Source organism: Parabacteroides sp. CT06, from assembly GCF_002257605.1.
Classification (GTDB): Bacteria; Bacteroidota; Bacteroidia; order Bacteroidales; family Tannerellaceae; genus Parabacteroides; species Parabacteroides distasonis.
In genome coordinates, this window is sequence record NZ_CP022754.1 from 1,314,423 (window position 1) to 1,336,293 (window position 21,871).

18 protein-coding genes, 2 tRNA genes and 1 pseudogene are annotated in these 21,871 nt (G+C 44.1%); 11 read left to right on the forward strand and 10 right to left on the reverse strand.

From position 1 onward, the window contains the following. Nucleotides 1-48: 48 nt before the first annotated feature. Both CI960_RS05675 and CI960_RS05680 read left to right on the forward strand, forming a co-directional pair. A complete protein-coding gene (locus tag CI960_RS05675) occupies nucleotides 49-2,067 on the forward strand; it encodes an alpha amylase C-terminal domain-containing protein (RefSeq protein WP_044544764.1) in 2,019 nt (672 codons plus the stop codon). A 22-nt stretch (nucleotides 2,068-2,089) separates the two neighbouring features. Beyond that, nucleotides 2,090-3,067: a type I phosphomannose isomerase catalytic subunit gene (locus CI960_RS05680; RefSeq protein WP_005858180.1), complete on the forward strand. Its 978-nt coding sequence runs from the start codon at nucleotides 2,090-2,092 to the stop codon at nucleotides 3,065-3,067. Nucleotides 3,068-3,141: 74 nt separating this feature from the next. Here CI960_RS05680 and CI960_RS05685 read toward each other — a convergent pair whose 3' ends face one another. From CI960_RS05685 to hcp, 4 genes are read right to left on the reverse strand one after another with little or no spacing between them, the layout of a single operon-like run. After that, entirely contained in the window at nucleotides 3,142-3,714 is a 573-nt protein-coding gene (locus CI960_RS05685; protein ID WP_005858179.1) for a DNA-3-methyladenine glycosylase I, read from the reverse strand. Between the two features lie 11 nt (nucleotides 3,715-3,725). Next, a complete protein-coding gene (locus tag CI960_RS05690) occupies nucleotides 3,726-4,664 on the reverse strand; it encodes a ketopantoate reductase family protein (RefSeq protein WP_005858178.1) in 939 nt (312 codons plus the stop codon). A 49-nt stretch (nucleotides 4,665-4,713) separates the two neighbouring features. Continuing rightward, on the reverse strand, nucleotides 4,714-5,571 hold the full coding sequence (locus CI960_RS05695; protein WP_005858177.1) for a pyridoxamine kinase: 858 nt from the start codon (nucleotides 5,569-5,571) through the stop codon (nucleotides 4,714-4,716). A 55-nt stretch (nucleotides 5,572-5,626) separates the two neighbouring features. Continuing rightward, on the reverse strand, nucleotides 5,627-7,273 hold the full coding sequence (gene hcp / locus CI960_RS05700; RefSeq protein WP_005858176.1) for a hydroxylamine reductase: 1,647 nt from the start codon (nucleotides 7,271-7,273) through the stop codon (nucleotides 5,627-5,629). Between the two features lie 114 nt (nucleotides 7,274-7,387). Here hcp and CI960_RS05705 point away from each other — a divergent pair, with 114 nt between their 5' ends. The 3 genes and pseudogenes from CI960_RS05705 to CI960_RS05715 all read left to right on the forward strand — a co-directional run. Further along, nucleotides 7,388-8,032, forward strand: coding sequence for a Crp/Fnr family transcriptional regulator (locus CI960_RS05705; RefSeq protein WP_005858175.1), 645 nt, complete (start codon nucleotides 7,388-7,390; stop codon nucleotides 8,030-8,032). Nucleotides 8,033-8,119: 87 nt separating this feature from the next. After that, nucleotides 8,120-9,079 carry a hypothetical protein gene (locus CI960_RS05710; RefSeq protein WP_005858174.1) on the forward strand — a complete coding sequence of 320 codons (960 nt, stop codon included), beginning with the start codon at nucleotides 8,120-8,122 and terminating at the stop codon, nucleotides 9,077-9,079. A 237-nt stretch (nucleotides 9,080-9,316) separates the two neighbouring features. Beyond that, nucleotides 9,317-9,622 (forward strand): annotated as a pseudogene (locus CI960_RS05715) (hypothetical protein); the annotation flags it as partial. Nucleotides 9,623-9,686: 64 nt separating this feature from the next. Here CI960_RS05715 and CI960_RS05720 read toward each other — a convergent pair. Continuing rightward, nucleotides 9,687-10,277, reverse strand: coding sequence for a Crp/Fnr family transcriptional regulator (locus CI960_RS05720; RefSeq protein WP_005858172.1), 591 nt, complete (start codon nucleotides 10,275-10,277; stop codon nucleotides 9,687-9,689). Further along, nucleotides 10,274-11,623 (reverse strand): MATE family efflux transporter, encoded by a 1,350-nt coding sequence (locus CI960_RS05725; RefSeq protein ID WP_005858171.1) that lies wholly within the window; start codon nucleotides 11,621-11,623, stop codon nucleotides 10,274-10,276. The genes CI960_RS05720 and CI960_RS05725 overlap by 4 nt, the downstream gene beginning before the upstream one ends. A gap of 158 nt (nucleotides 11,624-11,781) precedes the next feature. On the opposite strand from CI960_RS05725, the gene CI960_RS05730 reads away from it, so the two are divergent. Beyond that, complete coding sequence (locus tag CI960_RS05730) at nucleotides 11,782-12,657, forward strand: DMT family transporter (RefSeq protein ID WP_005858170.1); 876 nt, start codon at nucleotides 11,782-11,784, stop codon at nucleotides 12,655-12,657. Nucleotides 12,658-12,737: 80 nt separating this feature from the next. Here CI960_RS05730 and CI960_RS05735 read toward each other — a convergent pair. Then, a tRNA-Ser gene (locus tag CI960_RS05735) sits at nucleotides 12,738-12,825 on the reverse strand. A 1,147-nt stretch (nucleotides 12,826-13,972) separates the two neighbouring features. Then, nucleotides 13,973-14,057, reverse strand: a tRNA-Ser gene (locus CI960_RS05740). Nucleotides 14,058-14,249: 192 nt separating this feature from the next. Here CI960_RS05740 and trxA point away from each other — a divergent pair. Then, complete coding sequence (gene trxA, locus CI960_RS05745) at nucleotides 14,250-14,723, forward strand: thioredoxin (protein WP_005858169.1); 474 nt, start codon at nucleotides 14,250-14,252, stop codon at nucleotides 14,721-14,723. Nucleotides 14,724-15,074: 351 nt separating this feature from the next. Here the strand turns inward: trxA and CI960_RS05755 are convergent, their stop codons facing one another. After that, nucleotides 15,075-15,623 carry a 30S ribosomal protein S16 gene (locus CI960_RS05755; RefSeq protein ID WP_005858168.1) on the reverse strand — a complete coding sequence of 183 codons (549 nt, stop codon included), beginning with the start codon at nucleotides 15,621-15,623 and terminating at the stop codon, nucleotides 15,075-15,077. A 345-nt stretch (nucleotides 15,624-15,968) separates the two neighbouring features. Here CI960_RS05755 and CI960_RS05765 point away from each other — a divergent pair, with 345 nt between their 5' ends. Then, on the forward strand, nucleotides 15,969-17,606 hold the full coding sequence (locus CI960_RS05765) for an ABC-F family ATP-binding cassette domain-containing protein (protein WP_005858166.1): 1,638 nt from the start codon (nucleotides 15,969-15,971) through the stop codon (nucleotides 17,604-17,606). Here CI960_RS05765 and CI960_RS05770 read toward each other — a convergent pair. Beyond that, nucleotides 17,603-19,084 carry a DUF3943 domain-containing protein gene (locus CI960_RS05770; protein ID WP_005858165.1) on the reverse strand — a complete coding sequence of 494 codons (1,482 nt, stop codon included), beginning with the start codon at nucleotides 19,082-19,084 and terminating at the stop codon, nucleotides 17,603-17,605. The genes CI960_RS05765 and CI960_RS05770 overlap by 4 nt on opposite strands. Nucleotides 19,085-19,256: 172 nt before the next feature. Between CI960_RS05770 and CI960_RS05775 the strand changes: the two genes are divergently transcribed. The 3 genes from CI960_RS05775 to CI960_RS05785 are packed head-to-tail and all read left to right on the forward strand — an operon-like array spanning nucleotide 19,257 to nucleotide 21,808. Further along, nucleotides 19,257-19,868 carry a trimeric intracellular cation channel family protein gene (locus tag CI960_RS05775; RefSeq protein WP_005858164.1) on the forward strand — a complete coding sequence of 204 codons (612 nt, stop codon included), beginning with the start codon at nucleotides 19,257-19,259 and terminating at the stop codon, nucleotides 19,866-19,868. A gap of 22 nt (nucleotides 19,869-19,890) precedes the next feature. Next, nucleotides 19,891-20,955, forward strand: coding sequence for an asparaginase (locus CI960_RS05780; protein WP_005858163.1), 1,065 nt, complete (start codon nucleotides 19,891-19,893; stop codon nucleotides 20,953-20,955). 49 nt (nucleotides 20,956-21,004) lie between these two features. Then, nucleotides 21,005-21,808: an MBL fold metallo-hydrolase gene (locus CI960_RS05785; protein ID WP_005858162.1), complete on the forward strand. Its 804-nt coding sequence runs from the start codon at nucleotides 21,005-21,007 to the stop codon at nucleotides 21,806-21,808. Nucleotides 21,809-21,871 lie beyond the last annotated feature (63 nt).

Sequence of the window (21,871 nt, forward strand, 5' to 3'; positions counted from 1 at the left end):
GTATGTTTTTTTCTTTTATCTTTGCCGAGAACCAAATTATAATAAATCATGGAGTCTCTAAATCTGATAAAAAATGACCCGTGGCTGGCCCCTTATGAGGCGGCTATAGAAGGCCGGTATCAATACGTGATTGATAAAGAAAAGAGCTTGACGAATAATGGTAAACTAACTTTATCCGAGATGGCTTCCGGATATCTTTATTTTGGGTTACACAAAACCACGAAAGGCTGGGTGTTCCGTGAATGGGCGCCGAATGCTACCGCTATTTATTTGATTGGAACATTCAACGGATGGCAGAAAGATAATAAATACAAGCTTAAACGTAAGGCGAATGGCGTATGGGAGATCGCTTTGACCGATGCGCAGATGTATCATGAGGACTTGTTTAAGTTGCTGGTCGAGTGGGACGGCGGTAGCGGAGAACGTATTCCCGCATGGACTCGCCGGGTGGTGCAAGATGAGCAATCTAAGATATTCAGCGCTCAAGTATGGAACCCGGAGAAACCTTATAAATTCAAGAATAAACGATTCAAACCTAAGAAGTCTCCCCTTTTGATCTACGAGTGCCATATCGGTATGAGCACCAACGAGGAGAAGGTGGGGACGTATAATGAATTCCGTCAAAATATATTGCCTCGTGTAGCGAAGGATGGTTATAACGCCATTCAGATCATGGCTATACAAGAACATCCCTATTATGGATCGTTCGGCTATCACGTAAGTAGCTTCTTCGCCGCCTCTTCCCGTTTCGGTACGCCGGACGAGTTGAAACAACTGATCGATGAGGCGCACGGGATGGGTCTCGCCGTGATCATGGACATCGTACATAGCCACGCCGTAAAGAACGAGGTGGAGGGATTAGGCCGCTTTGACGGTTCGTATGACCAATATTTCCTGAGTGGCGAACGCCGTGAGCATCCGGCATGGGATTCCCTGTGCTTCAATTATGGAAAGAACGAGGTGCTTCATTTCTTATTGTCGAATTGTAAGTTCTGGCTGGAGGAGTATAAGTTCGATGGTTTCCGTTTCGACGGCGTGACCTCCATGCTTTACTACAGCCATGGCTTGGGCGAGGCTTTCTGTAATTACGGCGATTATTTTAATGGCCACCAAGATGGCGACGCTATCGCTTATCTAACCTTGGCCAATAAATTGATCCATGAGGTGAATCCGGGCGCTATAACGATCGCCGAGGAGGTGAGTGGCATGCCGGGTTTGGCAGCCAAGGTCGAAGATGGTGGTTATGGCTTTGATTATCGCATGGCCATGAACATCCCGGATTATTGGATCAAGACGATCAAGGAAAAGAAGGATGAGGATTGGCATCCGTCTTCGATCTGGTGGGAGACGACGAACCGTCGTGCCGATGAGAAGACGATCAGTTATGCCGAGAGCCACGATCAAGCCTTGGTGGGTGATAAGACGATCATCTTCCGCTTGATCGACGCCGATATGTATTGGCATATGCAAAAAGATGACCATAATTTCATGGTAGATAGAGGTATCGCCTTGCATAAGATGATCCGTTTGGTTACGGCTTCTACCATTAATGGCGGTTATCTGAACTTCATGGGAAATGAGTTTGGGCATCCGGAATGGATCGACTTCCCAAGGGAGGGCAATGGATGGTCTTATAAATACGCTCGCCGTCAATGGGATTTGGTGGACAACCTGGATTTGAAGTACCATTTCTTGGGCGATTTCGACCGTGAGATGTTGGAATTGATCGGGGATGTGAAGAATTTCCAAGATACCCCTATCCAGAAGGTTTGGGATAATGATGGCGATCAGATATTGGCTTATATGCGTAAAGACTTGGTTTTTGTGTTCAACTTTAGCCCGACGAAATCGTTCACGGATTACGGTTTCTTGGTTCCGAAGGGAGAATATGAGGTCGTATTGAACACTGACGCTACCCGTTTCGGGGGGTTTGGCTTGGCTGATGATACCATAAGGCATTTCACGCAATTTGATCCGTTATATAAGAAAGAAAAGAAAGAATGGCTGAAACTTTATATCCCGGCACGTAGCGCCGTCGTATTAAGGAAAGTGAAGGTCAAAAAGTAAAACTCTATACACAAAACACGTTATGTTATATCCATTTACATTTAAGCCGATCCTCAAGAAGGTGATTTGGGGCGGTTCAGATATCTGCCCGTTTAAGGGTATTACTCCGGTTGAGAATGGTGTAGGCGAGAGCTGGGAGCTTTCTCATGTTGAGGGAAATTATTCTATTGTCGATAATGGCGAGTTGGAAGGCAAGTCTTTGGATGAGTTGATCCGCTCTTATGGCAAGGAGTTGCTGGGAGAGAAGGTGATGGAGAGATTCGGGACGACTTTCCCGTTGCTAATCAAGTTTATCGATGCCCGTGATAATTTATCCATTCAAGTTCACCCGGACGATGAGCTGGCGAAAAAGCGCCACAACTCTTTCGGTAAGACGGAGATGTGGTATGTGATCAAGGCAGAGAAAGGCGCTGGCCTATATTCCGGTTTCTCTGAGCAAATCGACGCTGAGGAATATGTGAAACGGGTGGAGAACAATACGATTATGGATGTGCTTCAACGGTACGACGTAAATGAAGGTGATGTATTTTTCTTGCCGGCGGGACGTGTGCATGCGATCGGAGCGGGTTGTTTTATCGCCGAGATCCAGCAGACCAGTAATATCACGTATCGTATTTACGATTACAACCGTAAAGACGCGAACGGTAATGGCCGTGAGCTGCATACGGAATTGGCGAAAGACGCTATCGATTATACGTTGTATCCGGATTACCGTACTCACTACAAAGGTCATACGAATGCCACGGTAGAGTTGGCGGACTGTAAGTATTTCACGACAAACCTTTTGGATCTGGATACGATTATGGTTCGTAATTTCTCGGAACTGGATTCTTTTGTCGTTTATATCTGTATGGCAGGCAAGGCTTCCATCCGTGATAATAAAGGAAACGAGATCTTTGTACACCAAGGTCAAACTGTCTTGATCCCTGCGGACACGGAGGTAATAACCATCTCTCCGGCTCCGGGCGCTAAGTTCATGGAGACTTATATCGGTCAATAAGATCGATGCGCTAAATAATAATGAGGGGGTGTGTCAAATCTAATAAACCGGACTTTTGACACATCCCCTTTTTATTATCCTTTCCTGCAAACGCAGTCTATCAGATGATCATTGATAAATCCCGAAGCCTGTAGGTGGGCGTAACAAATTGTAGGTCCGAAGAATTTGAAGCCCCTCTTCTTCATGTCCTTGCTCATGGCTTCGGATTCAGGCGACGTGACAGGGATCTCGCTCAATGACCGGAATGTGTTGATAATCGGTTTTCTGTCGGGAAAGAATGACAGGGTGTAATTGTAAAAGCTGCCGAACTCCTTTTGTATGGCGAGGAACAGCCTTGCGTTTGTGATTGTGGATTTGATTTTCTGGCGGTTTTTCACGATACCCTCAAACCGCATCAACCGTTCAACATCCTCATCGGTCATTTGCGCTACCCGTTCGGTGTCGAAGTCACAAAAAGCCTTACGATATCCCTCACGCTTCCGAAGGATTGTTATCCAACTCAATCCGGCTTGAGAGCTTTCCAATACAAGAAACTCGAACAGTGTTTTATCGTCAGTCACCAACTTTCCCCACTCTTGATCGTGGTACGCCATATACAACTCGTCAGTTCCGCACCAACCGCAACGCCCGTTTATTAGATCTTCCATAATGTATGATATTACTGATTTTTCGGATAGGGATAAAAAGACAATCCGTTATACATAAATCGATAAGTAGGGACATCAACGCCGAGCTTCTCCGCTTGACGAATAACATATCCGGTCAATGTTTCCAACTCTGTTTTTTTCCCGGCGAGAAAATCACTATGCATGGAAGTCGTGGAGCCGGCCGGCATCATCTTTTGCGTCTCGATGGAAGTATAGACGATGTCATCGGGTAAACAGACTCCCATAGCCTCCGCTACGCTTTTTAATTCCGTACCCAAAGCGATGAATAGATCAATATGTTGGGCTAGTACTTCATCAATGGGCTGGTTGAAGAAACTCGTAGCCGTAGCCGCCGTAGAGATCATGAAGAATTTCTTCCAGATGCGTAGGTCTATATCCGCTGGATTAAAAGCGTTTAACCGGGCATACATAAGTAATTTAAGCAACTCGGTTTGCTTATCTTTGTTTGCATCTTTGTTGCCGAAGAAAATACGTTCCTTCAAGGAGAATTTCTCGACAACACCCGGCTCTGTCAAGCGGGAACCGATATAAACACATCCTTTCCAGACCTCTTGTCCGGGTAGTATATTATGGATTCGTTCTTCGATATCCAATCCGTTTAGCAAGGGGATGATAACGGTCTTAGGTCCGATAACAGGCTTTAGCTGCTGGATGTTTTCTTCTAGATCGTAACTTTTTGTACAACAGAAAAGGTAGTCTACCGGCCCTATCTCGGCGGGATTATCGGTGGCTAGTGCCGGAGCCGTATGGATTGTCCGGATGCCTAGTTGCATTTGTAAACCTTTTTCACGGATAGCCTTTAGATTTTCTCCACGGGCGATAAAAAAGATATCTGCTTTTATTGTTCCTTGATAGCGGGCGGCGACCATACCTCCGTAATAACCACCCACCGCACCGATACCAGAAAACGCTATTCTTAATTTAGCCATACTATTATATTCCTTTTATTTGCAAATATGAGAAAAAAAAGGCTCTCATTTATATCAGTTTCAGTTCTTTTAGTAAATCCGGAATGGATTGTTCGAAGTTCACGCCAAAGCGATAATCCGTTTGCGCCTTGAATGTTCGAAGAATACTTTCTGCCGTGAAGCGAACGGCTATTTCCGCAGATCTCTCCAAGTTGAAATTATTTAACAAACCGGACAGTAAAGCACTTGCGAAAACATCTCCCGTACCATGATAATAACCGGGTATTTTCTCTGTTAAAACATACTCTGTCGCATTTCGTTCCATATCGAAAGTGGCGGCTCCCAGTTCTTTCTCGTCGAAATAGACACCGGTCAAGACAACTTGCTTAGGGCCTAGCTGACTTAGCTTATGTAAAATACCATCGATATAAGCTTTGGTATAGGGACCTGCTTGGTAGGGTTCGCCCAACAATAATGCGGCCTCCGTCAGGTTCGGCACGATAATATCCGCTCTTTCACAAAGGGATCTCATTCCTTTCGCAAATTTAGGGGTGAAGATCTTGTACAGTTCTCCGTTATCGCCCATGACAGGATCGACTAGAATCAGGTTATCTTCCCGCTTGAAAAGGGAGAAGAACTCTTTTACGATATCTAATTGCTCGAAAGATCCAAGAAAGCCGCTGTAGACGGCGTCGAAACGGATATCTAATTCTTTCCAATGCTTCATGAACGGACGCATATCTTCCGTCAAGTCTCTATATGTATAGCCGAGAATACCTCCTGTGTGTGTAGAAAGTATGGCCGTAGGTAAGGCGCTTGTCTCTATTCCTGCCGCCGAGAGGATCGGGAGGGCAACTGTCAATGAACATTTGCCGAATCCCGATAGGTCATGAATGGCGGCTACTCTTTTTTGTTGTTCCTTATTCATCTTGAATCGATTAAAATGTGATAGGAAAACAAGAGCGGATCGGTAAAGGTTTATTTTACTTTCCTAGAAATAGTTCCATGTCTTCGTCTACACTACCTATTCCGGCGATCCCGAAATTATCGACCAATACTTTGGCTACATTCGGCGACAAGAACGCTGGCAATGTCGGTCCTAAGTGAATGTTTTTTACGCCTAGGTAGAGTAGGGCGAGTAATACGATTACCGCTTTTTGCTCGTACCATGCGATATTGTATGCGATAGGTAATTCATTGACATCATCCAGCCCGAAGATCTCTTTTAACTTGAGGGCGATCATCACCAATGAGTAACTGTCATTACATTGTCCGGCATCTAATACCCGTGGAATACCTCTGATCTCCCCCAAAGGCAGTTTGTTGTAACGATATTTGGCACAACCGGCGGTTAATATGACGGTATCTTTCGGTAATTTCTCGGCGAATTCGGTATAGTAGCTACGGCTCTTCATTCTTCCGTCGCAACCTGCCATGACAAAGAATTTACGTATCGCTCCTGATTTTACGGCATCGATAACCTTGTCGGCTAATTGGAATACCTGTTCATGAGCGAATCCACCGATGATTTCCCCATGTTCGATTTCCGTTGGAGGGGCGCATTTCTTTGCGTGTTCGATTAACGCAGAGAAATCCTTAGAGCCTCCGGGCTTACGATCGGCGATATGTGGGAATCCTTCGAACCCGGTAGAGCCGGTCGTATAGACCCGATCGGCATAAGTGGCGGAAGAACGGGGAGGGACAAGGCAGTTGGTCGTAAACAGGATAACTCCGTTGAATGTCTCGAAATCGGATGTTTGTTTCCACCAGGCGCTACCGTAGTTTCCTACAAAATGCTTATACTTCTTGAAAGCCGGGTAATAATGTGCGGGAAGCATCTCGCTATGTGTATAGACATCTATGCCTGTACCTTCGGTTTGTTCCAGCAAGTCTTGAATGTCTCTCAAGTCGTGCCCACTGATAAGTATACCCGGGTTCTTTCCTACGCCGATATTCACTTTCGTAATTTCCGGGTTGCCATAGGTGGAAGTATTCGCTTTATCTAATAAGGCCATGGCTTTTACTCCGTATTCGCCGCAGGTAAGTACCCATTGGGTTAAATCGGCGACAGTCAGGTCTGATCGAGTCGTCGCTACCAAGGCATCTTGCATAAAGGCATAGAGGCTGGTATCCTCGAAACCTAGGTTGTAAGCGTGCTCCACGTAGGCGGCCATACCTTTAACCCCATAAGTGAGTAATTCGCATAGAGAACGGATATCCTCGTTTTCTGTGGCAAGAATACCTACTTCTTTCGCTTTGACCTCCATTTCCTCTACTTTATCCGATTTCCAAGTCAGACAGTCGCAGGTTAAGGAAAGATGGATTCCCAGTCGATGCAATTCGTTGAGAAGGTTCTCCCGTAGCTGATAGGCTTCCTTGATCTTTGAGACGAACCTGGATGAATCGAAATTGGCGTTTGTGATGGTCATGAAAAGTCCGTCTACGATAAACTTATTGGCCGTGGATGATTCCACGCCTTGTTTGCGTAAAGTCGTTGTTAATTTGGAGATTCCCTTCATTAAGTACATCAGTAAATCTTGTAATCCGGCCACTTCGGCGGTCTTACCACATACACCTTTTAATGTGCAGCCCTTTCCTTGGGCGGTTTCTTGACATTGATAACAGAACATAGCTTTTATTTTTAAAGTTTATCGCGAATGTAGGGGGGAGAAGGTCGTTTAATCTGTAACAGTTGTTACACTCTTTGATTATTTTCTTTATCTTTATCCGCAAAAGGAAGTTTTATGAATCTGAGTTTGTGTCCTATTTGCGGAAAATTGTCTGAGGAAGAGCAAACCGCTCTTTTCAGTTCGTTGGATTATTCGACAAGGTCGTTTAAGAAAGGTGACTGGGTGGCTCGTCAGGGAGATGCCTTATCTTCGCTTTATCTATTGAGTAAAGGACGGGTAAAGACTGAGATGATCACCGAAAGCGGGACAATTCTGGAAGTGGAGACTTTATCGGCGCCTACTCCTTTGGCCTCCGCATTTTTGTTTGCGGAAAATAATCGCTTCCCGGTAGATGTTATCGCCTTGGAGGAATGCGAGATTATTTTAATACCTAAGAGTGCGGTGATGCGTTTGCTGGCGACAAACGAGCATTTTCTTCAAAGCTATATGGCTTTTAACGCCAACCGAACACAATTTCTTTCTGAACGTCTTCAATTATTATCGATTAAGACCATTAAAGGTAAACTGGCTTACTATATACTTAAACGTATTCAAGGGGATCATTATAAGCAGGATCGTAATCAAACAGAGCTTTCGGAATATTTTGGAGTGGCTCGTCCTTCATTGGCCCGTAGTTTCTCGGAAATGATAGAGGAAGGGGCTATTTCCCGGGAAGGGAAAATAGTTGATATGAATAAGCTGAAAAGCTACGTGCTTTGAAAATCCATCTACGAATGTACTTGTTCTCGAAACAACTCCCTCTCTATATATGTTACTAGAGTAGATGATTTTTCATTCGACATGGTTATGATGATAAATGAATTAAATACAGGCTTGATTGAAGCTTTAAAAGAAAAACTTCCCCCTAAGACAAATTTGGCGAATCTGTTGATGGATACCCTTTATATTGGCAGAGAAGCCATTTATAGGCGCTTACGTGGCGAGGTTCCTTTCACCTTGGAAGAGGCTGCTCTTATCTCAAGGAAATTGGGTGTGTCATTGGATAAAATAGTAGGGGTTAGTTTTAGTGCCAATGCCGTGTTCGACTTGAATGTGGTAGATCACGATGATCCTTTTAATGCTTATTTTACGATCTTGTCTAGATATGTGAAGATCTTTAGGGCCTTTCAGGATGATCCTACTACGGCTTTGGGTACCTCTTCCAATACTATTCCTCAGACCCTTTATTTGAAGCATGACCTTTTGTCAAAGTTTCGTTTATTTAAGTGGATGTATCAGAATAAGCATATCCAATGCAATCATTTTGAGAATCTGAAGATACCGGAAAAACTGGTTGATACCCAAAGAGAATTTGTATCGTTGACACAGTATATCCATTCTACGGATTATATTTGGGATAATATGATCTTCCATCATTTGGTCAATGACATTAAATATTTCTCCGATATCCATCTTATTTCCTGTGAGGATATACAACGTATCAAAGAGGAGTTATTAGTGTTGGTGGATGAATTGGAAGAACTTGCCATGAGAGGAAAGACCGAGGCTGGCAATAGTGTACGAATTTATGTATCGCATATTAACTTTGAGGCTACGTATAGTTATCTGGAAACAAGTTCTTTGCAGTTAAGTATGATACGGGTTTACTCGATAAATTCTATTACGACACAGGATACTGAGATGTTTAATAGCTTGAAAGACTGGATTCAATCTTTAAAAAAGTTCTCTACCATGATCTCCGAGAGTGGAGAGATGCAACGTATCCAGTTTTTCAATAGACAAAGGGAGATTATAAATACGTTTTAGAGTTTGAACTTGTTTCGATAAATGAAACAACCTAGATCTTCCGATTGCGCGATTCGAAATTTATAGGTGCTTTTTTTATTTAATTTCGTTTTCTATCTTTTTCTGTCTGCGTTTGCCTTAATTAGAAAAGGAACAATTCTCATAGGCTTTCTTTATCGTACAAAACTATCGTTTACATGTTTTACATTTGCCAAATGTATCAAGGATTATTAATACTTAGAAATAAGGAATAAGGCAATGAAAGATAGTATTGTAAATGAATTGATAACCGCAATGAAAGATAGGTTACCTCCCGGACAAAATCTTGCTAATTTCTTGACGGATACTTTATGTATCGGGAGAGAGGCGGTGTATCGCAGGCTTCGTGGGGAGGTCGCTTTTACGATTGATGAGGTTGCGCAAATTTCCTGTAAGTTGGGGATCTCCATAGATCAGATCATAGGAAATCACTTGTATAATAGAGTGACTTTCGATATGAACTTGCTCCGATCCGCTAATGCGATAGAAAGTTATTATGAGATTATTGATCGTTATTTACGGATTTAACGTATTGACTTTATGAAAAGTCAGAGGTTGGTTATCGATGCGTTATAAAAATGAAGAGGCTTTACACGATAAAGGTTAAAGAACTAGCTAATTTCGCCCGGATTCTACTTAAGGATTGAGCCGTGACACCTAGATAAGATGCTATATATTTTAGGGGGACGGATTGGATGATTTCGGGCTGCTTGTCCAATAGAATGGCGTAACGTTCAATGGCGGTTCGTTTGTAAGAACTTAACCATGAAGTCTCGATCTCAAGCATAAAATTCTCTAGAATCCTTCTTCCGATATTTGCTAATTGCACGGAGGATTGAAATAGGATTTCTAGTTTCTGTTTGGATAGGCAATACGCCTCGCTTTCCGTAACGGCTTCTATGGTATAAAGAGAAGGAGAGCCGGAAGTATATCCCCATATCGGGAGTGCGATCTCGCTCTCCACGGCGAACCAAAAGGTATCTTCCGTCCCATCTTTAAATGTATAAACCCGCCAGATTCCCTTGGATAAGATATACATATTCGTGTTTATCTCACCTTCATGTACGATTATATCTTTGGGGACAAACGACATCATCTCTGCGCTTTCCAGCAATAACTGCATGGCCTGCTCAGAGATTGAAAACCGTTCCATCACTTTCTGGCGAACTTCCTCTTTCATGCTCTTCTACGTTTCAATAGATAGTATACCACTATGATTACAAAAGTAATTAATTCCGACAAAGGTACGGCCAGCCAAATACCTTTAATTCCGCAGACAACAGGTAGGTACATGAAACTTAGGGTGATAATCACGATTCCTCGTAGAATAGTGAATAGCGTAGCGGGTTTGAAACGTTCTATGCTCTGGTAGTACCCGATACAAACGATATTGAGAGCGAAAAAGACATATCCCAAAGAAAAATAGGGAATGCCGGAGACCGCTATCTCGTAAGCGTTGCCATGATTACCGAGAAATAAGGAGGAGACTTCCGGGCAGAATAAAATAGTACCCACGCAGGCGAGTCCTCCGCACACGACAGCGCATAGCAGGGCTAACTTAAACGCCTGCCGTACTCTTTTCCACTGCTGTATGCCATAGTTGTAGCTTATGATCGGCTGGGTAGACTGGGCGATCGCATTGTTCACCATGAATACGATAGGAAAGCAATAACAGGCTACACTGTAGGCGGCAACCCCGTCTTCCCCAAGGTATCTCATGAATATATAATTACCCACCAGCATCATACAAGCGATAGCTGCCTCAGTTAAGAACGCGGAAGAACCAAGCTTTACCATGTATCCGATATTGCGGATTGTCAATAAGATACTTTTAAGCGAGAATTTAGGGCGGTAAAGATGTAATACTTTAGAAAAACCTACGATATAAACCACGATCATAATACTTCCTACGATTACGGAAATAGCGGAAGCTAAAGCGGCTCCCATTAATCCCCAATGCAATGGGAAAACGAAAATATAGTCTAATGTTAGGTTTATCAGGGCCGGGATAGCGCTGCATAACATGGCGTATGTAGGTGATCCGTCTAACCGGATAATGAATAACCCGATATTCAATAACATGTAAAAGGCAAGGAACGGGGCGATCCAGTTCATATATTCCAATACGGAGGGCAATAATTGTTCGGAACTACCCAATAAAAGAGCGACCTCAGCACGGAATGTCATCACTAACAAGGAAAGCGATAACATAATACATAATGAGACCGAAAGCGCTTGCGTGATATTAATATTCGCTACCTTGACTTTCTGGTGTGAAAGGTGGATCGAGGCGACGATAGATGCGCCTACTCCGAACATAAGCCCGATTCCGGTTGCTAACATGAAAAAAGGAGCCACGATATTTACCGCAGCCAAGGCGTCACTTCCTACGCCTCTTCCTACGAATATTCCATCGGCGATATTAATAGTGGCGGAAAGGACCATACCTAATAAGGTAGGGATAAACATCATACGGAACAACTTCGGAATGTTCATTGTTCCAAAATCAATACTGTCTTGCATCATCAGTTTCTTTTCTTTTTATTTTTGCGGCACAAAAGTAGGCTTCTCCATTTAGAAAAAAGTTACCATTAGGGTAAAAAACGGAGTATTTATCAAGTTTGAATTCGATAGCTTATATTTCCTTTGTACATTTGTCCATAATTAAATAGAATAGTGACATAGTGAAAGACGCATTTATAAAACTGCATATATCTATTATTTTGGCAGGTGCGACGGGCATATTTGGAAAATTGATTAGCTTGAATGAAGCCCTATTGGTCTGGTATCGTATGATGCTTGCGTCTTTGTTGTTTTTACTCGTTTTATCCGTCGGCAAAAGATTGAATCGAATTTCTTTCGGGGATGCCTTGAGAATAGGGGGAGTAGGGTTATTGCTGGGATTGCATTGGGTTTTCTTTTATGGAAGTATAAAGGCTTCGAATGTGTCTATTGGAGTGGTTTGTTTTTCTCTGGTAGGTTTCTTTACGGCTTTTCTAGAACCATTGATTAATTGTCATAGAGTGTCTTTCAAGGAAGTTGTTTTTAGTTTGTTGACTTTATTCGGGGTGGTGCTGATTTTTCATTTCGATACTCGCTATCGTTTAGGAATAGGTTTGGGTATTATATCATCCGCTTTAGCGGCTTTGTTCACGATCACGAATAAGAAGATCGGAAATAATTATTCAACAAGTACCATGCTCTTGTATGAAATGGTAGGTGGCTTTATCGGGCTTTCCTGTATTTTACCGTTCTATTTGCGATATTTTCCTGTATCGACGATTGTTCCCGGGCTATTAGATTTTACTTATTTATTGCTTTTAGCTTCTGTTTGTACGATTGGTTTGTATTTACTTCAGATACAAGTCCTGAAAAAGATCTCTGCGTTCACGGTAAACTTGAGTTATAATCTGGAACCTATTTATAGCATTATCTTGGCTATGCTTCTTTTTAGTGAGGCTAAAGAGTTGAACGCCGCTTTTTATATAGGGCTAGGGGTAATAATATTGTCTGTCATCTTACAAACACTAAGTGTTATTCGATCAAACAAGAAGATTTAGTGTAGGTAACAAAAAATCTAAAAAGTCCCACAAATCGTTGGATTTGTGGGACTTGACTGTTCATTATCTGGTTAGTTCTGCGGAGAGAGCGGGATTCGAACCCGCGAAACCCTTTAGGGGTTTACACGCTTTCCAGGCGTGCCTCTTCAACCACTCGAGCATCTCTCCAAGGTCTTGTTGAAACCGGGTGCAAAGGTATTGATTTTTTTTGATTATGCAAGAGTTTCGCTTGCGAATTTACATAGAGATGCAATGTCTGGATGCGATTACTTGGCTCACCCGATATTTATTGGGGACAGACTTAATTCAAAGGGATAAGACAAGAATCGCGGATGTCAGCTTAATGCGATGAATGGTATCTTTTTGATTGAAATGCCTTCTTTTTTACGACACGGCTCTCTGGCTATAAAAGGCAACGAGCGTAAACGGGGAGCGCGAACAAGCTGCCACAACCGCTTTTTAACACGATAAACGTCGCTTTTTAACGAATATATACGTATCAACCTACACATATAGCTGTATCAACTCACACATATAGCAGTGTCAACCCACACATATAGTCGCGTCAAGCTACACATATAGTGGCGTAAGCCTACACATATATAGGCATCGGCCCTCAGATGCGGTAGCGTTGGGCATTATTACCGCCTAACGACCGTAAAACATGAACTAGGGTGAATTATTTCGACTGGAACGAAAGGCCGTTTTTTAGCAAACAGCTATCAAACAGAGAATTGCTGTTTTTTTCTCTCGAATTTGGAAGCGAGACGCACTTGGGTACGGAATAATCGATTCTCCGGGACTTCAGATTACAAGTTGTCAAAAAGACAAATGTGTCACTTGTATCTATAGTTCCTCTGCCATTTCCCGATAACCATCGGGGGAGAGACGGTTAATGTATAATTTATGCCTTGTCAGGTGAATAACTTACGGCTTGTCAAGTGAATAACTTACGGCTGGGGGTAGCCGTAAGCTTACGAGTCTGGAAGTGGTTAGTTATTCACTTGGGAAGCCTTTCTCAAGTGAGTTGGCCTGTTGATTAACAGGATATAAGACAGCGATTTATATGGCAATGGTTATCCCATGATCTCATCTGTTGGCCGACTTCTATATTTCTGTAGGTCGATTTGTCTTAGGTTGCCGGCTGAAATGAAATATATATGAGCCTGAAGATACCCCCACTGATTATCGGGTGAGCCGAATTTTCTTCTGATAAGGCATTGGAGACAAGACTTATAGGCAATAAAAAAACCTACAAATCAGCGATTTGTAGGTTTTTGTCCACTTACTCTCTTGTTTTGTTCAGTAGGTTCTGCGGAAAGACAGGGATTCGAACCCCGGGAACCTCTCGGTTCAACGGTTTTCAAGACCGCCGCAATCGACCACTCTGCCATCTTTCCAATATGTTTTGCGATCAAACGTTTCATTTAATTGCTTTGCAAAGGTAGTCATTCTTTTGGAATATACAAGAGTCTTATGCGCTTTTTTTCTTTTTGTTTATTCTTTTCTTTTAAGAATAGAATGTGTGGGAATCCCCTTTTTATTGCTATTTTTGTAGCAAATAATTTATCAATCAAGTAAAAGGTTTCTATATGAGAAAGTTGAAAAGTTTATGGCTGGTTTCGGTTGTGCTGCTATTAGTAAGCTGCTCGATGTCCGCTAAATCAGATAAATCAAGTGAGGCTGGTACCGCCTCCAAGGGAGAGGTCGTTACTTTGAACAAGGCAGAGTTCTTGCAAAAGGTATTCAATTACGAGAAGAACGCTACGAAATGGGTATATGAAGGTGATAAGCCTTGTATCATCGATTTTTATGCGGACTGGTGTGGTCCCTGCAAGCAAGTGGCTCCTATTTTAAGGGATTTGGCTATCCTGTATAAGAATGATATCGTAGTTTATAAGGTAAATGTGGATAAGGAAAAGGAGTTGGCTGCCGCTTTCGGCATACAAAGTATTCCTACGTTCTTGTTTATCCCTAAGGAAGGACAGCCTCAGATATCGATGGGAGCTCTTCCCCGTGAGGAGTTTGTGAAACAGATCGATACTTTCTTGTTGAAGAAGAAGTAACACGACTTAGTTAATCATCATTTATAGATCGGAAAGCCGTAGAATTTTAGATTTTACGGCTTTTTTAATTGGGAGGGATGCTTTATGAAAGTAGGAATTATCAGATGTATGCAAACAGAGGATTTTTGCCCCGGTACTACTGATTTTAGGATGATCCGTGAGAAAAAGGGACGCCGATAGGTTATGCCTGTCCTTTCGCCAAAAGGATGAAGGATGTTATCCAGAACGATTTAGGCGATGGCATCCGGCTGATCGATTATACGCATTAGGAAGATCCGGTAGCTGGTGGAAAAGGCATAAAAAAAGAGGGCATTGAAAAATGTCCTCTTTTTTATTTTGGCATCGCACGAATTATTCAGCGCTTTCAGTTGCCGGAGCTTCTTCAGCGGGAGCCGCTGCGGCTGCTTCCTCAGCTTGCTTAGCAGCTTCAGCTGCTGCCAATTCTGCTTTCTTTTTAGCTACGATTTCTGCTTTTGCCTTATTCGCTTCCTTTTCAGCCTCAAGACGTGCTTTAGCTTCTGCTCTAGCTGCTTCGCTGTCTTTTTCTTTGATAGCTTGTACGGAAGCTTGTTTGTTCTTCAACCAAGCTTGGAATTTCTCCTCAGCTGCGGCTTCGTCGAACGCACCCTTCTTAACACCTTCCAATAAATGCTTTTTCAAGCAAACGCCTTCGCGAGAAAGGATGTTACGAGTTGTGTCTGTAGGTTGAGCACCTACTTGTAACCAATACAAAGCTCTTTCGAAGTTCAAATCTACTGTAGCAGGATTAGTGTTCGGATTATAAGAACCTATCCTTTCAATAAATCTTCCATCACGTGGAGCCCTGCTGTCTGCGATCACGATTTGGTAGAAGGCGTAACCTTTACGACCGTGTCTTTGCAATCTAATTTTTGTTGCCATGTTTGAATAATTAATTTAAGCTGTTTGTATTAGCGGGTGCAAAGATAGGAGTTTCTGTTTATAAAACAAGCGTTTTGTTGGAAAATATGTGGATGCTTCTGCTTTTTTTAAAGGTAGTTTAAGGGATTAGTCCCTTATGCAATTGGTTGCCGACACCGTCGGCAATAATGCTGACGCTGTCGGAAATATTGCTGACGGCGTCGAAAATATTGCCGACGGCGTCGGTAACCAATTTCTTCCTAGTCTTGTTCCGGAAAGATCGTATGAAATCTCTTGTACATCCCTAATGAAAGGGATTTTTCTTATCTTCGCGGCTTCATTATAATAATGTATTAAGATAAACATATGATTTCAGTTGACGGACTAACAGTAGAGTTTGGTGGAAGCGCCCTTTTCTCGGATGTTTCTTTTGTGATTAACGAGAAAGATCGTATCGCCTTGATGGGTAAGAACGGTGCCGGTAAATCTACCTTGTTGAAGATATTGGCCGGCGTGCGGGAGCCAAGCCGTGGAAAAGTGTCCGCCCCTAAAGATACCGTGATCGCTTATTTGCCGCAGCATTTGATGACGGAGGATGGCCGTACCGTTTTCGAGGAGACGGCGCAGGCTTTCGCCCATCTGCACGAGATGGAGGCGGAGATCGCTGAATTGAATAAGCAACTGGAGACTCGTACGGACTATGAGTCGGATGGTTATATGGAGCTGATCGAGCGGGTCTCTACCTTGAGCGAGAAATTCTATTCCATAGAGGAGATCAATTACGACGCCGATATAGAGAAAACCTTGTTGGGGCTTGGTTTCAAACGGGAGGATTTCGACCGGCAAACCAGTGAATTCAGCGGTGGCTGGCGTATGCGTATCGAGCTGGCGAAACTACTGTTGAAGAAACCGGATGTCCTTTTGCTGGACGAGCCGACGAATCACTTGGATATCGAGTCTATCCAGTGGTTGGAGGATTTCTTGATCGATAACGGTCAGGCCGTAGTGGTGATCAGCCACGACCGTGCGTTCGTGGATCATATCACGACTCGTACGATCGAGGTGACGATGGGCCGGATTTATGATTATAAGGTAAACTATAGCCAATACTTGCAATTACGGAAGGAACGTCGTGAGCAACAACAGAAGGCTTATGACGAGCAACAGAAGATGATCGCCGAGACGAGAGAGTTCATCGAGCGTTTCAAGGGCACGTACTCCAAGACCTTGCAGGTGCAGAGCCGTGTGAAGATGCTGGAGAAGCTGGAGATCTTGGAGGTGGATGAGGAAGATACCTCGGCTTTGCGCTTGAAGTTCCCGCCTTCGCCCCGCTCAGGCTCTTATCCGGTGACGATCGAGAATGTCTCGAAAGCGTATGGCGATCATACGGTTTTCCGAAACGCTAATCTGATGATCGAGCGAGGGGATAAGATCGCTTTCGTCGGGAAGAATGGCGAGGGTAAGTCTACCTTGGTGAAGTGTATCATGAAAGAGATCGAGCATGAGGGGACGTTGACGTTGGGGCATAACGTGATGATCGGTTATTTCGCCCAGAACCAAGCCTCCCTGCTGGATGAGAACCTTACGGTTTTCCAGACGATAGACGATGTGGCGCAAGGCGATATCCGTAATAAGATCAAGGATCTGCTGGGTGCGTTCATGTTTGGCGGCGAGAACTCGGCGAAGAAGGTGAAGGTGCTTTCCGGTGGCGAGCGTACACGTCTGGCTATGATTAAGCTATTATTGGAGCCTGTGAACTTGCTGATTCTGGATGAGCCGACAAACCATCTGGATATGAAGACGAAGGATATCTTGAAGCAGGCGTTGCTCGACTTTGACGGGACGTTGATCGTCGTATCCCACGACCGTGATTTCTTGGATGGGCTGGTCTCTAAGGTCTATGAGTTCGGAAACCAAAAAGTGACGGAGCATTTGGAAGGCATCTATGAGTTTATGCAGCGCAAGAAGATGGAGAATCTGCGTGAGCTTGAGCGGAAGAATTAAATCCTCCACCCAAGCGTCAGCATAATATCATACGTGGAGCTATCTATATCTTTATGATACTTATAATGGGTACGGCGGGAGAAATAACGATTTCGCAACGCAATATTCCATTTATGCTTGGACATATAGGCTAAGGTGGTGGAAAATACCGTTAAACGTGCGTTGCCGGCATCGCCTTGTACGTTTAACTTAGTAGGGTCCACCGCATTCCAGTCTATATCCGGCTCGTATCCTTTCCATGTGAAGATATGGTAGTTCTCCAAATCGATCAAGAACGCCCAGCGTTTATCGTAGGCCAATCCGGTAAACGCTTTCACGCTATAACCGCTTCCCAGATTATAATCTCTCTCTTCCAGCCGGAGGTAATCGGAGATGCTTGCTCCCAAGGCGACTCCTGTTCCGTATAATTCGGCGTAAACATCTACCTTATTGTCCGGCGTGCCTCTTTTGTAATAGATCAATCCACCACCGACCGCCGCCGCTTCCGATATGCGGTAGGGAGCTACCGTTTGGGAACTATTGGATTTTAACTCGGAATCATAGTAGTCGAAATGCTGAAAGATTCCAGCGGCCAGACTACGAGGGCCTTTACTCCAGACCTGTTTCCCCCAGATAGCCCCAACGGCATTGACTTGGCTGATGAGCGGCTGGCTCGAAAAGAAATCGAACCCGGCCTTCAACTGAAACCATTCATAGGGCGAATAGAAGTCATCATTGAAAGGATCTCCATAATCCAACCTGAAGGATACGTGCATGCTCGTAGTGCCATGCTTGGAGCCTTCCTGCTCGGCAAGGAAGCGAGGACCAACACCCACGATGAAGTTTACGGGAACCGAGGTGTAGACACGCCCCTTGGAGCTGCTGTGTCTCCAAGCTTCTCCCGTGATGATACGATTGATCGCCCGCATCGGAGATATCAAACCGGATAAGATCTCCCGTCCCACACGTTCCGCCCCGTGGGAGCGGTTGTCGATGAATAAGTCGGAGAGCCGGTAGGTAATCTCACCTAATTCTATACCGCCGAAAGAGGTGGCAAGCATGTCATTGATGGAGGGCGGTTCCGTTTCCATAAAGAATTCCCACATTAGGCTGCCTCCCGCCGCGAATGGAATGGATTGCCAGAAATTCAGTCCATTGCTACGGGCCGCGTTGAAATATAACGATCCGTGATAGGGATGGGCCACCAGATTGGTAGAGAACTTATCCGTGTCCCAAACAGGCCCCGTCTTGAAGTTTTGCTTAATCGTATGTCCGTTTATCTTCGCGAAATCCTCGTTCATTAAGAAACGGTCGAAAGTCCAGACGGCCATGTTCATTCCGAATACCTCGCTTGCTGCCAACCAAGGGCGGCGTGGAATGAAAAGGGCTGTGTCGCTCACGTAATTGCGGGCATCCATCTGAGGGAAGTGTTGCCCCCACATCCATTGGCTGGATAGCAGACAGATCAACCCGATCAACATGCATTTTTTCATCCTCATCTAACTCAATTCTCTTTTGTAAATAAAAATCAATAGGTTACGGTTATAACCACTCCGCAAACTTATATATAATAAACATTAAGGGATTCGTTTGGTTTAAATTATTGTTAGGTATTCTTTCTATAAATGCTGTTATTTGCGAACTATTCCGTATTTTTGCGAAAAAAACAAAATGATAGATTTTATCACCTTTTGTGACTATACAGGGACCTTTGCGTTTGCCATAAGTGGCATAAGATTGGCTTCTGCGAAACAATTTGATTGGTTTGGCGCCTATGTGGTGGGTGTCGTGACCGCTGTAGGAGGAGGTACGATTCGTGATATTTTATTGAATGCGGTGCCTTTTTGGATGGAACAAGCCTCTTATTTGATTGTCTCGGCCTTGGCTTTGTTGTTCGTTATCGCTTTCCGAAAATACGTGATCCGTTTGAACAATACATTTTTTATATTCGATGCTATCGGATTGGGGTTGTTTGTGGTGGTAGGTATCGCCAAGACCTTGGATTTCGGGTTTCCCATGTGGGTGGCGATCGTGATGGGAACCATAACCGGCTCATTTGGCGGTATGATGAGGGATATATTGATTAATGAGGAACCTTTGATATTCCGGAAAGATATTTATGCGTTGGCTTGTGTCTTTGGCGGTTTGATATATTATATATGTATGCAAACTTCTATGTCGGCGGCGATGATACAGTTCGTATCGGCGTTGAGCGTGTTCCTCGCACGTATAATCGCCGTAAAATATCATATAAGTGTTCCGGTGTTGAAAGGAGAAGAATAATTTATTAACTTTGCATAATTATATGGACATGCATACTCAACAAGAAAAGGCTTCCATCCTGTTGATATATACGGGTGGGACGATAGGTATGATCGAGAATCCGGAGACTGGAGTGTTAGAGTCGTTTAATTTCCAGCATTTGAAGGACAATATGCCGGAGTTGAAGAAACTGGGGTATTCGGTGGCCACGATACAGTTCGATCCTCCGATGGACTCCTCGGAGATGGGGCCGGACTCGTGGATGAAGATCGTGAAAATCATCGCCGATAATTATCAGAAATACGACGGCTTTGTGGTACTGCATGGCACGGATACAATGTCGTATACGGCATCGGCATTGAGTTTTATGCTCGAGAACCTGAGTAAGCCGGTGATCCTTACGGGATCGCAATTACCGATCGGGATGTTGCGTACCGATGGGAAGGAGAACTTGATTACGGCGATCGAGATAGCGGCCGCCAAGGAGAACGGCTTACCGTTGGTCCCGGAGGTCTGTATCTTTTTTGAGAATGATTTATTGAGGGGGAATCGTACGAGTAAGATAAACGCAGATAATTTTAACGCGTTCCGTTCGTACAATTACCCGGCTTTGGCTCATGCGGGTATCTATATCAAGTATGATCTGCCGCAGGTATATCATCCGGTATCGCGTAAGCCGCTGAAGCCGCATTATTTGTTGGACCGAAATATCGCTATACTAAAACTATTCCCCGGAATTTCTCCGCAAGTAGTGGAAAGTATCCTGAATATCCCGGGTCTGAAAGGCGTGGTGATGGAAACATTCGGAAGCGGAAATGCTCCGTGCGAGGAATGGTTCTTGAATATGTTGAAGGAGGCTGTAGACCGTGGTATCGTCATCGTGAATGTTACTCAGTGTAGGGCCGGAAGTGTGGAGATGCACCGTTATGAGACGGGGCACAAATTGTTGGAGGCAGGCGTGACGAGCGGCTTCGATAGTACGACGGAGAGCGCCGTGACGAAGCTAATGTTCCTCTTCGGCCATGGGCTGACACCCGACGAGGTGAAGGAGCATATGAACTGCTCGTTGATCGGGGAGGTATCGATCCCTGAGACGTTCCGCCCCTAGTGTATACTATGTAAAACAGAAAAAAAGCAGTGTTGCGGAATAGGAGAGTATGAAACTATCATTTCTGAGTTTAGCGAGTGGGAGCAGTGGGAACTGCTATTATTTGGGGACTTCGGAATTCGGTATGCTGATTGACGCAGGTATCGGAATCCGGACCATAAAGAAAGTATTGAAGGACCGGTCGATCGATTTTACCAAGATCGTGGCCGTGTTGATTACCCACGATCATGCGGATCATATCAAGACGGTCGGGTATTTGGGCGAGAAGCTTTGCATTCCTGTCTATGCGACAGCCGACGTGCACCGGGGGATTGATAAGAGCCGGTATGTGGAGGAGACCTTATGTGTCTCTCGCAAGGTTATAGAAAAAGAAGTTCCATTCCTTATCCGTGATTTCCGTATCACGGCTTTCGAGGTGCCTCACGATAGTACTGATAATGTGGGGTACCATATCGAGTATGGTAATCATAAATTCACTTTCGCTACCGACGTAGGCCATATCACGGACACGGTGGGGAAATATATCTGCATGGCGAACCATTTAATATTGGAAGCGAACTATGACGAGGAGATGCTTCGTTTCGGTACATATCCTGCTTTCTTGAAAGAGCGGGTGGCGAGCCCGACCGGGCATTTGAGTAATAGGGAGGCCGCGGAGTTCTTGGCGACCCATTATAATACCGGTTTGAAGAATATCTGGCTTTGCCATCTCAGCCGGGACAATAACCATCCCGAACTGGCCTATAAGACAGTGGATATACGTCTTTTCCAAGAGGGCATAAGGGTAGGGAAAGATGTCTCATTGGTAGCGTTGAAGCGGACTACACCCTCGGATATTTACGAGTTTGATTAAAATTTTATGAAAAAAAGTAGTCGAAAAGTTTGCGGGGAAAAATAAAACCTCTATCTTTGCACC

What these genes read in the sequence shown, in the direction of transcription:
- trxA (WP_005858169.1), top strand. Translation starts at nt 14,250, where the DNA reads ATGAGAAAGTTGAAAAGTTTATGGCTGGTTTCGGTTGTGCTGCTATTA.
- CI960_RS05675 (WP_044544764.1), top strand. Translation starts at nt 49, where the DNA reads ATGGAGTCTCTAAATCTGATAAAAAATGACCCGTGGCTGGCCCCTTAT.
- CI960_RS05765 (WP_005858166.1), top strand. Translation starts at nt 15,969, where the DNA reads ATGATTTCAGTTGACGGACTAACAGTAGAGTTTGGTGGAAGCGCCCTT.
- hcp (WP_005858176.1), bottom strand. Translation starts at nt 7,273, where the DNA reads ATGTTCTGTTATCAATGTCAAGAAACCGCCCAAGGAAAGGGCTGCACA.
- CI960_RS05695 (WP_005858177.1), bottom strand. Translation starts at nt 5,571, where the DNA reads ATGAATAAGGAACAACAAAAAAGAGTAGCCGCCATTCATGACCTATCG.
- CI960_RS05680 (WP_005858180.1), top strand. Translation starts at nt 2,090, where the DNA reads ATGTTATATCCATTTACATTTAAGCCGATCCTCAAGAAGGTGATTTGG.
- CI960_RS05780 (WP_005858163.1), top strand. Translation starts at nt 19,891, where the DNA reads ATGGACATGCATACTCAACAAGAAAAGGCTTCCATCCTGTTGATATAT.
- CI960_RS05770 (WP_005858165.1), bottom strand. Translation starts at nt 19,084, where the DNA reads ATGAGGATGAAAAAATGCATGTTGATCGGGTTGATCTGTCTGCTATCC.
- CI960_RS05690 (WP_005858178.1), bottom strand. Translation starts at nt 4,664, where the DNA reads ATGGCTAAATTAAGAATAGCGTTTTCTGGTATCGGTGCGGTGGGTGGT.
- CI960_RS05710 (WP_005858174.1), top strand. Translation starts at nt 8,120, where the DNA reads ATGATGATAAATGAATTAAATACAGGCTTGATTGAAGCTTTAAAAGAA.
- CI960_RS05685 (WP_005858179.1), bottom strand. Translation starts at nt 3,714, where the DNA reads ATGGAAGATCTAATAAACGGGCGTTGCGGTTGGTGCGGAACTGACGAG.
- CI960_RS05755 (WP_005858168.1), bottom strand. Translation starts at nt 15,623, where the DNA reads ATGGCAACAAAAATTAGATTGCAAAGACACGGTCGTAAAGGTTACGCC.
- CI960_RS05785 (WP_005858162.1), top strand. Translation starts at nt 21,005, where the DNA reads ATGAAACTATCATTTCTGAGTTTAGCGAGTGGGAGCAGTGGGAACTGC.
- CI960_RS05775 (WP_005858164.1), top strand. Translation starts at nt 19,257, where the DNA reads ATGATAGATTTTATCACCTTTTGTGACTATACAGGGACCTTTGCGTTT.
- CI960_RS05725 (WP_005858171.1), bottom strand. Translation starts at nt 11,623, where the DNA reads ATGATGCAAGACAGTATTGATTTTGGAACAATGAACATTCCGAAGTTG.
- CI960_RS05720 (WP_005858172.1), bottom strand. Translation starts at nt 10,277, where the DNA reads ATGAAAGAGGAAGTTCGCCAGAAAGTGATGGAACGGTTTTCAATCTCT.
- CI960_RS05705 (WP_005858175.1), top strand. Translation starts at nt 7,388, where the DNA reads ATGAATCTGAGTTTGTGTCCTATTTGCGGAAAATTGTCTGAGGAAGAG.